The sequence below is a fragment of the Arthrobacter sp. B1805 genome (assembly GCF_002929745.1).
Classification (GTDB): Bacteria; Actinomycetota; Actinomycetes; order Actinomycetales; family Micrococcaceae; genus Arthrobacter_D.
On the sequence record NZ_PJIQ01000008.1, the window covers coordinates 73,840 to 88,726 of the forward strand.

Annotated in this window: 15 protein-coding genes and 1 tRNA gene; 6 read left to right on the forward strand and 10 right to left on the reverse strand. The window is 69.5% G+C overall.

Features of this window, described 5'->3' with window-relative positions:
* Positions 1–225 precede the first annotated feature (225 nt).
* Positions 226–1,377: a glycosyltransferase family 9 protein gene (locus CXQ96_RS10570; RefSeq protein WP_104118006.1), complete on the forward strand. Its 1,152-nt coding sequence runs from the start codon at positions 226–228 to the stop codon at positions 1,375–1,377.
* Here the strand turns inward: CXQ96_RS10570 and CXQ96_RS10575 are convergent.
* From CXQ96_RS10575 to CXQ96_RS10610, 8 genes are all read right to left on the reverse strand, one after another.
* Positions 1,343–2,065, reverse strand: a complete 723-nt coding sequence (locus tag CXQ96_RS10575) for an SDR family oxidoreductase (RefSeq protein WP_104118007.1) — start codon at positions 2,063–2,065, stop codon at positions 1,343–1,345. The two genes, CXQ96_RS10570 and CXQ96_RS10575, sit on opposite strands and share 35 nt — an antisense overlap.
* A 63-nt stretch (positions 2,066–2,128) precedes the next feature.
* On the reverse strand, positions 2,129–3,496 hold the full coding sequence (locus tag CXQ96_RS10580) for a PfkB family carbohydrate kinase (RefSeq protein WP_104118008.1): 1,368 nt from the start codon (positions 3,494–3,496) through the stop codon (positions 2,129–2,131).
* On the reverse strand, positions 3,493–4,086 hold the full coding sequence (locus CXQ96_RS10585) for an SIS domain-containing protein (RefSeq protein WP_258059058.1): 594 nt from the start codon (positions 4,084–4,086) through the stop codon (positions 3,493–3,495). Before CXQ96_RS10585 ends, CXQ96_RS10580 begins: the two co-directional genes overlap by 4 nt.
* Before the next feature lie 92 nt (positions 4,087–4,178).
* A complete protein-coding gene (locus CXQ96_RS10590) occupies positions 4,179–5,471 on the reverse strand; it encodes a glycosyltransferase (RefSeq protein WP_104118009.1) in 1,293 nt (430 codons plus the stop codon).
* Positions 5,468–6,469, reverse strand: coding sequence for a glycosyltransferase (locus CXQ96_RS10595; RefSeq protein ID WP_104118010.1), 1,002 nt, complete (start codon positions 6,467–6,469; stop codon positions 5,468–5,470). The genes CXQ96_RS10590 and CXQ96_RS10595 overlap by 4 nt, the downstream gene beginning before the upstream one ends.
* Positions 6,466–7,569: a glycosyltransferase family 9 protein gene (locus tag CXQ96_RS10600; RefSeq protein ID WP_104118011.1), complete on the reverse strand. Its 1,104-nt coding sequence runs from the start codon at positions 7,567–7,569 to the stop codon at positions 6,466–6,468. Before CXQ96_RS10600 ends, CXQ96_RS10595 begins: the two co-directional genes overlap by 4 nt.
* A complete protein-coding gene (locus tag CXQ96_RS10605; RefSeq protein ID WP_104118012.1) occupies positions 7,566–8,114 on the reverse strand; it encodes an HAD-IIIA family hydrolase in 549 nt (182 codons plus the stop codon). The genes CXQ96_RS10600 and CXQ96_RS10605 overlap by 4 nt, the downstream gene beginning before the upstream one ends.
* 6 nt (positions 8,115–8,120) lie before the next feature.
* On the reverse strand, positions 8,121–8,354 hold the full coding sequence (locus CXQ96_RS10610) for a hypothetical protein (RefSeq protein ID WP_104118013.1): 234 nt from the start codon (positions 8,352–8,354) through the stop codon (positions 8,121–8,123).
* Here CXQ96_RS10610 and CXQ96_RS10615 point away from each other — a divergent pair.
* On the forward strand, positions 8,353–9,393 hold the full coding sequence (locus CXQ96_RS10615) for a glycosyltransferase family 9 protein (RefSeq protein WP_104118014.1): 1,041 nt from the start codon (positions 8,353–8,355) through the stop codon (positions 9,391–9,393). The genes CXQ96_RS10610 and CXQ96_RS10615 overlap by 2 nt on opposite strands.
* Before the next feature lie 101 nt (positions 9,394–9,494).
* Here CXQ96_RS10615 and CXQ96_RS10620 read toward each other — a convergent pair whose 3' ends face one another.
* Both CXQ96_RS10620 and CXQ96_RS10625 read right to left on the reverse strand, forming a co-directional pair.
* A complete protein-coding gene (locus CXQ96_RS10620) occupies positions 9,495–10,355 on the reverse strand; it encodes a sigma-70 family RNA polymerase sigma factor (protein WP_104118015.1) in 861 nt (286 codons plus the stop codon).
* 219 nt (positions 10,356–10,574) lie between these two features.
* Positions 10,575–11,084 carry a MarR family winged helix-turn-helix transcriptional regulator gene (locus tag CXQ96_RS10625; RefSeq protein WP_104118016.1) on the reverse strand — a complete coding sequence of 170 codons (510 nt, stop codon included), beginning with the start codon at positions 11,082–11,084 and terminating at the stop codon, positions 10,575–10,577.
* Between the two features lie 180 nt (positions 11,085–11,264).
* Between CXQ96_RS10625 and bcp the strand changes: the two genes are divergently transcribed.
* From bcp to CXQ96_RS10645, 4 genes are all read left to right on the forward strand, one after another.
* Entirely contained in the window at positions 11,265–11,738 is a 474-nt protein-coding gene (gene bcp / locus CXQ96_RS10630; protein WP_104118017.1) for a thioredoxin-dependent thiol peroxidase, read from the forward strand.
* Positions 11,739–11,807: 69 nt separating this feature from the next.
* Positions 11,808–11,889 (forward strand) — tRNA-Leu (locus CXQ96_RS10635).
* 322 nt (positions 11,890–12,211) lie between these two features.
* Entirely contained in the window at positions 12,212–12,937 is a 726-nt protein-coding gene (locus CXQ96_RS10640; RefSeq protein ID WP_104118018.1) for a fasciclin domain-containing protein, read from the forward strand.
* Positions 12,938–13,139: 202 nt separating this feature from the next.
* Positions 13,140–14,876 (forward strand): ABC transporter substrate-binding protein, encoded by a 1,737-nt coding sequence (locus CXQ96_RS10645; RefSeq protein WP_258059036.1) that lies wholly within the window; start codon positions 13,140–13,142, stop codon positions 14,874–14,876.
* The last annotated feature ends 11 nt before the right edge of the window (positions 14,877–14,887 follow it).

A 14,887-nucleotide genomic window follows, 5' to 3' on the forward strand; every position in this document is an offset into this window, starting at 1 on the left:
ACCGCGCGGCTAGTGATTCCGTACCCAGCGTGCGCCCGTTCACACACGTCACCGTCCGATTTCTACGCCGCTCACGCAACCATCAGCACGCTTAGCATAGTGTGGCACCAGGAGAAGAGGCGGCCGCCCACCCGCAGCGAAAAAGGCATGGACAGCAGGAGCACTGCTGTCCGTGCGGGCAGCCGTACCGGCGATGGCACCAGCAGATGAACGGGGAAGAACGTGATGCAGCAGGATACGACGGCGGATTTCGGCGGACGGCAGGACACCGCGAGGTCGGTCGGACCGGTGCTCGAGCCGTTCGAGGACGTGCGGAGCATCGCCGTCCTGCGCGGCGGAGGGCTCGGCGACCTCATGTTCGCGATGCCGGCCATCGCCGCCCTGAAGGACACCTACCCGGAGGCGGACATCACCCTCCTCGGTATGCCGGGGCATGCGGCGCTGCTCGCCGGGCGGCCAGGGCCGGTGTCGGCGGTGCTGGAACTCCCGTTCTCTCCCGGCGTACGCCCGGGGGACGAGGACCCGGAAGCCGTCGAGCGGTTCTTCACCGGAATACGCGGTTCCTTCGATCTCGCCGTCCAGCTGCACGGCGGCGGGCGGAACTCGAACCCGTTTCTCCTGCGCCTCGGCGCGCGCCACACCGTGGGCACGCGGACGCCGGACGCCGTAGCGCTGGAACGCACCATCCCGTACGTCTACTACCAGCACGAGGTGTTCCGTGCACTGGAGGTGGTGGGACTCGCCGGCGCCGTTCCCGTGGACCTGGAGCCACGGGTGCACGTGCTGCCGGCCGAAGCAGACCGCGCTGCACAACTCACCGGCGAGGGCGCCGTGATCGCTCTTCACCCAGGCGCCACGGACCCCCGCAGGAGATGGCCGTCGTCGTCGTTCGCGGAGGTCGCGGTGCGCGCGGCAGCGGACGGGTGCGAGGTGCTGGTGGTCGGGGACGAGACGGACGTCCCGACGGCGGAGGACATCGTCCGGCTGGCCCTCCAGGCCGATCCGACGGCGAACGTGCGCTCGCTCGCCGGTCAGCTGACGCTCGGGGAGCTGACCGGCGTGCTGGACCGCAGTGCCGTCATGGTGGGCAACGACAGCGGGCCGCGTCACCTCGCGCAGGCGGTCGGTACGCCGACGGTCGGCGTCTACTGGATCGGCAACGTGATCAACGCCGGGGCGATCGGACGCACACTCCACCGCGTGCACTTCTCGTGGGTGACGCACTGCCCCGTGTGCGGGGTGGACGTGACCCAGGTGGGCTGGACTGCGGAACGATGCGAGCACGATGACTCGTTCGTCGCGCCGGTCCAGCCCGCCGCCGTCTACACGGACGTGGCCGAACTCAGGGCCACGAGCCTTCTTCTGCGTGGGCGATGACCATCTCGCGGATCTCGCAGCTCTTGGGCTGCGACAGCGCGAACAGGATCGCCTCGGCGACGCGCTCGGGGTCGTTCAGCCGTGAGTCGTCCTGGGGCTTGTACTGCTCGTCGCGATCGTCGAAGAAGCGCGTCTTCATACCGCCCGGGATGATCGTCGTCACGCCGATCTGGCCGGCGGTCTCCGCTGCCAGGGCCTGCGAGAAGCCCATCACGCCGAATTTCGAGGCACAGTAGGCCGTCGCGTCGCCGACCGCCTTGATGCCGAGCGTCGAGGCGATCGTCACGACGCGCCCGTGGGTCTTCTTCAGGTAGGGCAGCGCGGCACGGGCGGTCGACGCCGTGCCCATGAGGTTCACGCCGATCACCTTCTCCCACTGATCCGCGGGCACCGTGTCGAGCGCTCCGCAGCGGTCGATACCGGCGGCGGTGACAACGGCGTCGAGGCCGTCCATCATCTCTGCCGCCTCGCGCACCGCCGCCTCCACGGCCGCCCGGTCGGCGACGTCGACCTCGAAGGCCTTGACGCCCGTCACGCGACTGATGTCGCGGTCGAGCACCACCGGTGTGCCACCTGCGGCGATCACACCCTGGACGATGGCTGCTCCGAGGCCGGAGCCCCCGCCCGTCACCAGGACGCGTCCCGGGTTGAATCCTGTACCTGCTGTGGTTCCTGCGTTCTCGGTCATGCTGTTCCTTTCGTTGCTTGGTCCCGGCCGGCTGGATCGGTCCGGGCCCGTCTCTGCAGCCCGTCAGCCTACTCGGGCGAGCGCGGCTGCAAGTTTGGTGGTGGAGCGGGCTGGGATGTAGGGGACGGTGACGGTCCTGCCACCCCAGCTGGCGACGAGGGCGGCCTCGGGAAGGTCCTCGGCCGCGTAGTCGCCACCCTTGACCCAGATGTCCGGCTGCAGGCGCGAGATGGCATTCTCCGGGGTCGACTCGCCGAAGACGAGGACTGCGTCGACGCACTCGAGAGCCGAGAGCAGCTCGGCGCGGTCCTCCTGCTTGATGATCGGCCGGGTCTCGCCCTTCAGACCACGCACCGACTCGTCGGAGTTGAGACAGACGATGAGGCAGTCGCCGAGTCGTCGGGCGGCGGCAAGGGTCCGCGCGTGGCCGGCGTGCAGGAGGTCGAAGCACCCGCCGGTGGCCACCACGGTCCCGCCCGCCTCCCGCGTCCGGCGTGCCACTGTGAGAGCGTCCAGGCCGTCGACCGGCAACTGTTCCGGAGCTGCAGGCCGCTCCCGGCCCATGGATCCGACGCCACCGGAGCCGAGGAAGTGCGCCGCGGCCTCCGTCGCCTGCTGGGCCGCGTCGTCGATCGCAGCTCCCCGGGCGAGCCCGACCGCGAGCGCGGAGGCGAAGCGGTCGCCTGCCCCGCAGGGGTCGGCAGCGGTGACGCGGGGGGCGGGCACCACCTGGGGCAGGAGTCCCCTCGCTCCCACGAGCGCGCCGTGTTCGCCCATGGTCACCAGGACGGCGCGGCTGCCCCACTTCTCGAGCAGGACGTCGGCGGCGGCCGCTGCGGCCTGGGTGCCCGAACCTGCGATGTCGGCGAAACGCAGTGCCTCACCGATGTTCGGCGTCACCGCTGCGACTCCCGGCACCGGACGCGCGCCCGATGGATGGGGGTCCCACACCACGGGGACGGACACCGCAAGCGTCTCGAGCCGCGCACGGAGCTCGTCGTTCCCGAGCAACCCCCTGCCGTAGTCCGCAGCGACGATCGCGTCGGCGTGCTCGAGTGCCGCGAGCATCTCCTCGGTGCAGCCGGGCACGGGCGGCGTCGCGCAGCCCTCGTCGAAGCGCACCACGGGCTGTCCCGAAGCGCGGACCCTGGTCTTGACCGGGGTCGGCGCGCCTGAAGGCCCGGCGACCACGGTCACGCCGTCGAGTTCCGCGCGCAGCAGTCCCGCCGCGTCGTCGTCCCCGAGAACGGTGACCAGGACGGCGTCGTGCCCGTCCGACTGCAGCATGCGGGCCACGAGACCGGCTCCGCCCGCCCGGCGCCGCACGGCGTCGACGTCGACGACGGGCACCGGCGCGTCGGGCGAGAGCCGCCCCGCGCCGCCAGAGAGATCGGTATCGAGCAGGACGTCGCCCACCACCACGATCCTCATCGCTGTGCCTCCCGCCGGCGGTGTACTTCGGCGTCGAACGCCCGGCAGATCGCGTGGAGTGCAATCAGGTGGCCCTCCTGGGCGTTGGCTGACTTCGCGTCGATTGCCACGTAGTCGTCCACGCGGTCGGCCAGCGGGTTGGGGCCAGGCCCTGTGAGCGCCCAGGTCGTGACGCCTGCCGCCCGGGCGGCGTCGACGGCGTGGAGCAGGTTGGGGCTCTTGCCGCTCGTGCTCAGGAGGATCAGGATGTCACCGTCCCGTCCATGGGCGCTGACCTGCCGGGCGAACATGTGGTCGAATCCGTAGTCGTTCGCGATCGCGGTGACCGCGGAGCTCTCGGCGTGGAGCGAGATCGCGGAGAAGGGCTCGCGCTCGCCATCGAAGCGGCCCACGAGCTCTGCGGTGAGGTGCTGCGCCTCGGCAGCCGAACCACCGTTGCCTGCGGCGAGCAGTCGCTGCCCTGCCATGAGCCGATCGGCCATCTCGACACCCCACCCGGCGAGGGTGCCGGCGTTCTGCACCAGGGACTCGAGCGCGGGGGTGACCGCGCGGAGGTGGTCCAGGACGAGGCGTCGCGAATCCTCCTGCACCGCATCCGTTGCGCGCTCAGGCTGTCCGGAGGGGATCGTCGGTGCTGGGGTGTCGGTGCGCGTCTGGGTGAAGACGTCCGAAAGATGCGTGGTCACAGTGCCCTGCCTCCCGTGCTCTCGAGTCGACGCGCGGCGCTCCGCCGCGCGGTGGCCGGTTGTGCGGGCGCTGCCGCACCCAGGGCCGTCTGGTATGCCTTTTCCGTGTCCGCAGCAATGCGGCTCCAGGAGTAGCGGGCGCGTACGCGCCGGTAGCCGTTGTCACCGAGTTCGCGCGCCCATTCGGGGTCCCCCACGATGTCTGCGATGGCTGCCGCGATGGCGGCCGGATCCTGGGGCGGGACATGGAGACCGGTCTTGCCGTCCACGACCGTGTCCACCAGTCCGCCGACGGCCGCCGCGATGACCGGGACGCCGCACGCCATCGCCTCCAGCGGCACGATCCCGAACGGTTCGTACCACGGGGCGCAGACGACTGCGTCGGCACTTCTCAGGACCGCCGGCATCTCGGCGCGGGAGACCTGACCTCGGAGGACGACCCGGTCGGCTACGTCGAGCTCGAGGGCGAGCGCGCGGAGCCGCTGCGCTTCCGGGTCGTCCTCGAGGCTCGTCGAATTGCCCGCGCCCCCGACGATGACGAGTTCGACGTCGTCCCGCCCCAGCTCTGCGAGGTCACGGAGGGAACGGATGACGAGGTCCATGCCCTTGCGGGGGACGAGCCGGCCGACACTGACGATGCGATGTGCGCGGCCTCGCTCCTCCACGGGACCCCGTGGCGTGAACAGTTCGAGGTCGACGCCGCACGGCGCGATCGAGACACGGCTGCCGGGAACACCCATCGCCTTCAACTCGAAGACCTCGTCGGAGCACGTCGCCACGATCCGGTCGGCGCTCCGGCCCACCATGGTCTCGAGCATGAGCCGCTCGGACGGGCTCGTGTCCTCCGCCCCCTGGTGCCGGCGCTTCACCGTCCCGAGGGCGTGGAAGGTCTGGACGACCTGCACCGGGCGGCCTGCTGCCCGCGACTGCCCTGCGGCGTCGAGCGCGGCCAGCCCGGACATCCAGAAGTGCCCGTGCACGATGTCCGGCGGCTCCTGGCCCCAGTCCGCCACGATGCCTTCTGCGAGTTCACCCATGTACGGCAGCAGCATGTCCTTCGGGACGCTCCTCACGGGGCCGGCGGTGATGTGGACGACCTCGAGCCGCGGCTCGGTCCGAACCCGGTCGGGAACGGCAGGATCGTCGCGCCGCGTATATACCGTCACCTCATGACCGCGGCGCGCGAGTGCGAGGGACAGCTCGGCCACGTGGACGTTCTGCCCGCCGGCATCGACGCCTCCCAACGCCGCAAGGGGGCTTGCATGCTCAGACACCATGGATATCCTCACTGCGCTTTCCTTTCTGTAGCCGCCAGGACGCGGTGCCGCGTCGGTTCCTGCTCCAGGACGTCGTCCCAGTCGGCGAGGAACCGTGCGAGACCGTACCGTGCGAGTGCCGCTTCCCGTGCAGCCAGCCCCCGTGCTCTGGCTTCGTCCGGGTTGTCGATGAGGCGTGCCGCCATGCGGACGAGGTCATCGATGCTGGTCGAGATGGCTCCGGCCTCCGGTGGCACCGCACGGGCCGCTTCGGTCGTCGCGAGCGCCAGGACGGGGAGTCCGACATGCATGGCTTCCAGGAGCGAGAGCCCGAGCGATGTCCAGCGCAGCGGGTGGACATAGGCACGCGACCGTCCGAGCCGGGCATGCAGCTCGGCCATGGGCAGGTCGCCGCCGATGCGGAGCTCCCCCGGCCCGAGGTCGAGCGCGTCGGCGAGCTTGTGCGTCCCCATGCCGAAGACCTCGAGCGGCGCGACGCCCGCGAATCGTGGGAGCAGATCGGTGCCGGTGATGCGCCCGCGCCGGACGGGCTCGTTGATGACGGCGGCGAGCTGCTCCAGCTCGCCCGTATACAGGTAGCCGGGATCGACGATGCCGTGCTCGATGACCCTCGTCCGCGCGTTCCCGTTGTCCCAGAAGAGTTCATTGAAGTGGGTGACGTGGATGACGGGGATCCCCGACTGGTCCGCCAGCGGGTGAACGGTGCCCACGATGTCCCGGCGGGGCGTGTTGTGCTCGAGGAACACCGCGGGCAGGTCCTGGCCCGGTGTCCGCCCGAGGAGGCGCTCGCACTCGGCGATCTCCTCGAACCGCTGCAGGACGACGACGTCGATGTCTGCGTCCGCGAGGTCCTGAGGAGCTACTTCGATGACGGAGGCGGGCCAGTTCCGGCCGGCCCTGCCCAGGCCCCAGGCACCACCCTCGGGGGTCGTGGGCAGCACGTAGGTGTGCTCCCCCCTCACGAAGGCGTCCGTCCACCCTCCGTGGACGTGCCATAACAGGATCCTCATCGGTTTCCCCTCGTTGTTCGGCGGCCCTCTGTACGGCCGATGGTGCGGCGCGAGCCGAGTGACGATACTCCGGAGCTGAGCCGCAGGGCGGCATCCACCACATCCTCCGGGGAGACATTGGACAGGCACGGGTGTCCCTGCACCGGGCAGATGCGGGCGCGGCTGAGCGCGCACGCCGCCTGCTGGTCGCCGAGCAGTTCGACGGGGACACGGTACGGCGCCCAGCGGATGGCGGGCACCACGGGCGAGAACAGGCAGACGACAGGTGTGCCCACCGCCGCCGCCAGGTGCGCGGGACCGGTGTTCCCCGTGATGACGACGGTCGCTCCGGCGAGGATGGAGCCCAGCGCCGCCAGATCCGTCCGGCCACCCAGATCGACGGCCTCCGGACCTGCGACGGTGGAGGTGAGGTCTGTCTCGTTCGGTCCACCTGTGACGACCACGCGGAAGCCCGCCGCGGTCAGCAGTTCGACGGCGGCGGCGTGGTGCAGTGGCGGCCACGCGCGCGCGGGCACGGAAGCCCCCGGGTGGACGACGACGTAGGGTCCGCGGCCGACGAGATCGGAGGCGTCCGTGAGGTTGGTGACCTGGAGCCGGCCGTCGTCCCCGGGCGGCAGGGCATAGCCGGCCGCCTCCGCTATGCCGAGGGCGCGTTCCGCTTCCGGCTGGTCCTCGGGGAAGTCCTCCCCCGGCTTGAGCCGCACGTCGAGGAGCGACCCGGCGTAGTCGACCGATGCACCCGCGATACGCCGCACGCCCGCGAGCCGCAGCAGGAGCGCCAAGGGCAGGGGCGACTGGTGGAACGAGGTCAGGATCACCGCTTCGTGGACACCTGCCGCCTCGACGGCGTCGTGCAGTTCGCCCAAGAGTTCCGGCGTGACCTCCGGTGGCGGATCCACGATCCAGGGCGCGGCCCAGGTGAGGACGTCGACGACGCCAGGCAACAGCCTCGCTGCAGCGGCACCCTGCGGGCCGCACAGCATGACGACGTCGTTCGGCGAGTCGCCGTGGTCGCCGGCCGCGATCGCACGGACGGCGGGGCCTGCGAGCAGGACGTCGCCGGCGCTGTCGAGCCGGACCACCAGCACGCGCCGCCTCATGGCGTCCCGGCCCAGAGGAAGTCGACGGCCTCGGCGAGATTCCCGGCGACGGCCGGGGCGGACCGGATCTCCTCCTCGAGCGTGATGTCCGTGGGCACGAGCACCGCGCGGGCACCGGCGGCGGCGGCGGCACCCATGTCAGCTCCGATGTCGCCGATCACGGCGACGTCCGACGGATCGAGGCCGAGGCGGGCACTGGCCGAGAGAACCATCCCGGGACCCGGCTTGCGGCATCCGCACCCGTCGTCGTTCCCGTGCGGGCAGAGCTCCCAGACATCGAAGGGGCCGAGCAGTTCTTCCACGCGGGCATTGACGGCGTCGACCTGCTCCCGCGTCACGAAACCGCGGGCGATGCCGGACTGGTTGGTAACCACGCCGACCGGGACGCCTCGTGACCGCAGGCCGTCGAGGACCTCGCGGGCTCCGGGCATGGGCTGTACGAGCGACGGGTCGCCGTTGTACGGAACGTCGATGACGATGGTCCCGTCGCGGTCGAACAGGACCGCCCGGGGAGCTGTCTGCGTCAGTCCGGCCGAAGTGTGCATACAGGCTTAGTTCCCGAGAAGGAGCAGTACTAAACACTTTGTGCAGAACTTCTTCTCCTGCTTCTTCTCCTGCTTCTTCTCCTGCTCCTCCTCCGCGCCGTCCCTCGGCCGCGATTCCACCCCCGTGCAGGGCCCCCTGCGGGCCACGCGTCGGCCCGTGCCGACCCGTGCCGACCCGTGCCGACCCACGGCTCGCGCTGCGACGGGCGCCCGCCGATCCTCTGGCAGGATGATTTGCATGACTTCCGAGGGCACCAGCGCCGAAAGCGCTCATCAGGCGTTGCAGGGACACCACGAGCACGTATCGGCCGACGCGACCACCCGCGCCATCCCCAGCACGACACCCCCACCGGACGGGCGGCCCGAGATCCTGGCCCTCCGCGCCCTGAAGCTCGGCGATCTGCTCGTCGCCGTCCCGGCCCTCCGGGGATTGCGTCGCGCGTTCCCGGAACACCGGATCTTCTACGCCGCGCAGGAGTGGCTACGACCGGTCGTCGCCCTCACCGACGCCGTCGACGACCTGCTGCCCACGCACGGGCTCGACGACCCCCTGCCCATCGAGCACGGGCGGATCGACCTGGCCGTGAACCTCCACGGCAACGGCGCGGAGAGCCGGGGACGGCTCGAGGAGATCGGCGCCGGACGCCTCATGGGCCACAGGGCGCCGGGCTGGGAGGGGCCCGAGTGGGACAACGACGCGCTCGAGCGGCAGCGCTGGGCCTCGCTCGTCAGCTGGCACGGCGTCCCGGCGGATCCACTGGACTGCCGCCTCCGGGTGCCCGACGGCGACAGCCCCGCTCCTGACGCCGTCGTCGTCCATGTCGGAGCCGCCTATGGCAGCCGTCTCTGGCCTGTGGAGCGGTTCGCGGCGGTTGCGCGTTCCCTTGCCGCAGCCGGGCACCAGGTGGTGTTCACGGGAAGTGCGAAGGAGCGCCCCCGCGCCCTCGCGGTCGCCGACGCCGCCGGGCTGACCGAGGAGACCGTCGCGGCGGGGAACCTCCCGCTCGACCGCTTCGCACGACTCATCGCAGGGGCGTCCCTCGTGATCTCCGCCGACACGGGAGCCGCCCACCTCGCGTCCGCCTATGCGAGACCGTCGGTCATCCTGTTCGGTCCGGCACCGGTGTCGTCATGGGGTCCCCCGCCGGGCCCCCACACCGTGCTGACCGACGAGTCGGTACGTGTCGGGGAAACGTTCTCGCCCACACCCGACCCGGCGCTGCTGGCGGTGACCGTGGATCAGGTGCTGGCAGCCGCAGCCGATCACGGCATCTCCTGACGACGCGATACCGGCGGTGGTGGAGCTGCTGACCAAGGGCTCCACCGCCGGCCGCACGCTGACGACCAGGCCGGGATCGGCACGAAGCACCGACGGCGCCCTCAGGCGATCCGGGTAGCGGCCTCCCGCCCGTCCTGCTCGGCAGGAGCACCCAGGAGCCTCTTCTGCAGCTTGACCAGGATCCGCGCCAGTGCCCGGGACACCTGCATCTGTGACATACCCAGTTCATCGCCGATGCTCTGCTGGGTCTGCTCCATGAAGTAGCGGCGGTACAGCAGTTCCTTCTCGCTGGCGTCGAGCTCGTTGACGGCGCCACGCAGGGAGATCATGTCGTCACTGCGCTCCATGCCGTTGGAGTCGGTCGCGAGGGTATCGGCCCAGCTCCGGCCCTCGAAGGGGGCATCCAGCGAGTCCGGCCGGAGGCTCGAGTACGATGCCTGGGCTTCGAGGATCTTCTCCTCCGGCCACCCGAGCTCGATCCCGAGCTCGCGGGCCGTCGCTTCACGACCGAGCCGCTGGGCCATGGCGGGTGCCGTACGGGCGATCTCGGTGCGGAGGTCCTGCACATCCCTGGGCGGCCTCACCACCCAGCACGAGTCCCGCAGGTAGCGCTTGATCTCCCCGTTGATGGTGGGGACGGCGAAGGAAGCGAAGGGAACCCCCCGCGCAGGATTGAAACGCTGCACCGCCTTGATCAGGCCGAGATAGGCCACCTGCCTGATGTCGGACGCCTCCGGACCGGACACGGCGAAGGAGCGGGCCACCGACTCGGCGATGTCCATGTGTCGCAGGGCGATGTCGTCCTGCAGTGCTGCTTTGAGGGGGCGTTCCGAGTAGCCGTCACCCTCGGAGTCACTGCCGCTGCCGCCGCCCGCAGCCCGGTGATCGACGACGTCCATCGCCTCCACGGTGCGTTGTGCGGGGGCCCCGTGGTTCACGAGGGGTGCGGCGGTACTCGGCATGCTGTGTTCTCCGTCTGGCGTTGGGCACTAACGCATCCCAACAAAACAGCAGCCTGCTGAGTACGCAAGCGATTCTTCTCTTTCGAGGAATGTGCGCCGAGGCCTACCCATTTCCTGACACCCGTTGTAGGAGCTGTCGACCACATGAGGTCCCCGAGCAGGCAAAAGCCCCCTGCCGGAGACGGCAGGGGGCTCGATGCATCGTTCCGGGCGGCCGGATCAGCTCAGGACGGTCGCTGCCGGCCCGGATGCGCCCGGACCATCGAGTGCGGTGTCGTCCTGCCGCGCTCCGCCCGGCGACGTCACGCTCCACCGAGGCGCCCCCAGTTCCCTGACGACCGCCTGCAGATGGCTCCGGAGCTCGTCGGACACCAGCCCGCCGCCGGCGACCAGCGTGCGCTCGATGTCGTCGGCCGCGTCGAGCACCTGACGACCGGCCGGCGAGATGGAGACCATGTGCGAGCGGCGATCGAGGTCGTTCCGAACGCGCGTCACGTGCCCTCTGGACTCGAGCCGCGCCAGGGTCTTGCCCATCGTCTGGGCCTGCACCCTCACGATCTGGGCGAGGCTTGCCTGGGTCATGGCGCCCTGGTCCGCGAGGACACCCAGCGCGATCACGCCCGCGTGGGTCACGCCGATGTCGACAAGGCGCTCATTCCAGGCGTGCTCGACAAGGCGCGCCGCCGTCGTCAGCAGTCGACCGGTGGGCCATTGCTCCAGATCCGGCATGAAACAGTGCACTTCCTCTCGCTCAGGACACCGGCGCCCGCGTTCGGGATCGGGTCTTCCACCTATGATAGCTAGGCTTACTAATCACGATCGCTCAGCCCGCGATGAGGGCTTCGCAGCGTCAAGGGTCGCCCTCCGGCCGTCCCCTCAACAACACCAGCGAGAACAACAGGAGTATTCATGTCGCAACGACTCGCCGTCGGTGATAGTGCCCCCGACTTTACGCTCAACGACGCCGAAGGCAACGAGGTGTCACTGTCCTCGCTTCGCGGCGGCAACGTCGTCGTGTATTTCTACCCGGCAGCTGCGACGCCCGGCTGTACGACCGAAGCGTGTGACTTCCGGGACAACCTGGCATCCCTACGCGCCGCCGGGTATCGGGTCCTGGGGATCTCACCCGATCCGGTCGGCAAGCTGGGTGCCTTCACCGAGAAAGAGTCCCTGAACTTCCCGTTGCTGTCCGACGAGGACCACGCCGTCGCGGAAGCCTACGGCGCCTGGGGAGAGAAGAAGAACTACGGGAAGACCTACGAGGGGCTCATCCGTTCGACGGTCGTCGTCGATCCCGAGGGCACGGTCGCGCTCGCGCAGTACAACGTGCGGGCAACCGGCCACGTCGCCAAGCTGCGCCGCGACCTCGGCATCGACCAGTAGGGATCGGAAGCGCTGCCTCGTTGGCGCTAGAGTGAAGGAAAGGGACGCGCTCTGCGGAGCGGCGCCCGAGCGCGAGTGGCGGAATTGGCAGACGCGCTGGATTTAGGTTCCAGTGTCTTCGGACGTAGGGGTTCAAGTCCCCTCTTGCGCACTACAAGTACCTGCAGGAGCCGTCCTCGGACGGCTGTTCCAAGCCCCGCCGGGTTCCACTCCCGGTGGGGCTTTTTCATGCCCGACGGCAGCCTTCCGCTCATCGACCCGCACATCGACCCGCACATCGTCCCGCACATCGACGCAGGTCACGGGGAGGTCACGAAGCAGCAGCCTTTCAACGAGCCGAGATTTCTTCGCAGATCCAACCCATCCACCCCCGCCGGGTGCCCGAAGTAACTGTGAGACATCGACACGATGTGTTTCATCAAACAGTCACCGACCACAGGCACCCGCCGGGTCACATCTATGGAGGAAATCTCATGGAAATCACCAAGCGCAGGAACCTTTCGATCCTCGGAATCGCAGCAGTCTCGATGTTCGGTCTCGCAGCCTGTGGCGGCGGCGAGGAAGCCTCGTCGGAGGCCGCCCCCAGCAGCATGGCCAGCGAGACCAGCATGGCCAGCGAGTCCGCATCGCCGGAGGCGTCCGAGAGCATGAGCCCGTCCGCATCGGCATCCGCATCGGCCGACGCCATGGCAGACCCCGCCGCGAACCTCGTCGGACCCGGCTGCGCCGGATACGCCGAGACGGTCCCCGATGGCGCCGGCTCGGTAGCCGGCATGGCCCTCGATCCCGTGGCAACTGCGGCGTCGAACAACCCCATCCTGACCCAGCTGACCGCCGCGGTCTCCGGCGGGATCAACCCTGAGGTCGACCTCGTCGACACGCTCAACGGCGGCGAGTTCACCGTCTTCGCACCGGTCGACGAAGCCTTCGCCGCACTGCCGGCCGAGACCGTCGAAGGTCTGAAGACGGACACCGCGGGCCTCAGCGGCATCCTGACCTACCACGTCGTGCCCGGCAAGATCCAGCCTTCCGAGCTCGAGGGCACCATGCAGACGACAGTCCAGGGTGCCGACCTCGAGGTCACCGGCTCCGGCGACGAGCTCATGGTCAACGGCGCCAGTGTCATCTGCGGTGGCGTCCAGACGGCCAACGCCGTCGTGTACCTGATCGACACCGTCCTCACGCCCCCCGCCGGCTAAGGAACATCAGCCCCCTGGTTCATGCCTCTAACCTGCTCCAGGGACCAGGAACGGACCCCTTCACCCCTCGGTGGAGGGGTCCGTTCCTGTAGGTCCTGCTGCCGCGCCTGGACCGCAGCAACAGGACCATCACCTAGACTTGGGTCTTCCAGACTCCCGGTTCCCCGGACCGGGGCCCGCCTGCCTTTCGGAGATCCTGCTCGTGAACATCCCCGCCGCGTGCCGAAACCGCCCGGGTCGGTCCGTCCACGGGGGCATCAGAATCGTCGCGGCGCTGGCGTCGGTAGTACTCCTCGCCTCCTGCACCGCACGGGACGTCCCCGCACCGCACCCGTCCCCGACCGCATCGGCCACGGCGGAGGTGACGGCGACGCCCGAGGCCTCCACTTTCACTTTCGGTACCGCTGCGGATCCTCGGACGCTCGACCCGGCACTGGCCAACGACACCGAGTCCTACCGCGTGACGCAGCAGGTCCTGCAGGGTCTCGTCGGAGTCGATCCGCTGACATCGGAGCCGACGGCGCTGCTGGCCGAATCCTGGGAGGAGAAGGACGACGGCCGCACGTACGCGTTCACGCTCAGGGAGGACGTCGTCTTCCAGGACGGCGAGCCGTTCGACGCCGAGGCCGTCTGTGCCAATTTCGACCGCTGGTACACGCTGCCCGCCGGTGCCCGTTCCGGAACAGCCAGCCTGCCGTTCAAGGACGTGTTCAGGGCGTTCTCGGACCAGCCGGAGGTCAGCCTCTACAGCGGGTGCACGGCGACAGGGAAGTACTCCGTCGACCTGAAGCTCACGAGCAGGATCACCGGACTCATCTCCGCGCTCGCCGCGCCCGCCTTCGCCATCTCCTCGCCCGCTGCCCTCGAAGCCGGCGCAGCGGACGAGCTCAGCGAGAGCCGCGAGGGAGTGGAGATCTCACGGTACGGCCAGGCGCCGGTCGGTACCGGCCCGTTCGAACTAGCGTCCTGGCAGCCGGGCACGGTGGAGCTGTCGTTCTTCGACGGGTACTGGGGCGAACGGGGGGAGATCGACCGCGTCGTCTTCACGACCATCCCCAGTCCCGACTCCCGCGCTCGGGCGCTCACGGCAGGCAGGATCGACGGCTACGACTTCGTCTCGGTCGACAGCGCGGTCGACCTCGCTCGTAACGGGCTCCAGTTCCTGCAGCGCGACCCCTACTCGGTGCTGTATCTCGGTCTGAACGAGGACTTCCCGGGTGTCGACAACGTGCTCTTCCGCGAAGCGGTCGCGCACGCCATCGACAAGGATTCGCTCATCGACGGCCGCTTCCTGAACGGGACCAAACCCGCTCGCCAGTTCATTCCGGAGAAACTCGGGGTCAGCGGCGAGAGAGTCGAGGACTACGGCTACGACCTGGATCTCGCCAAGGATCTGCTGACGCGATCCGGCTACGACGGACGCCCGCTCCCCTTCTACTACCCGCGCAACGTCTCGCGGGCCTACCTGCCCTCGCCCGAGAAGGCGTACGCCGAGCTGAGCCGACAACTGACCGAGGCCGGCTTCACCATCAAGCCCGTGCCGGTGGAGTGGAGCGACGGCTATGCCGCCACGGTCCAGCAGTCCGGCGACAGGGCGTTCCACCTCCTCGGCTGGAGCGGGAGCTACGACGACCCGGACAACTTCGTCGGTGCGCTCTTCGGCAGCTACAGCGACGAGTTCGGCTACGACGACCCGCAGTTGGTCAGCAAGATCAATCGAGCGCGAGGGTTGCCGGACGGTGAGGACCGCTCCGATGCCTATGCGGACATCAGCGCGCAGATCGCCGCCCGGATTCCGGCGGTGCCGCTGGCCTTCCCCATCTCGGCACTCGCGATGAGCGCCCGCGTCAGCACCTACCCCGTCAGTCCCGTGATGAACGAGGTGTTCAACCGCATCGACCTCGCTGATGTGGAGCCCCGCCCCACCCCGTCCGGCTGAGCCACAGGCTC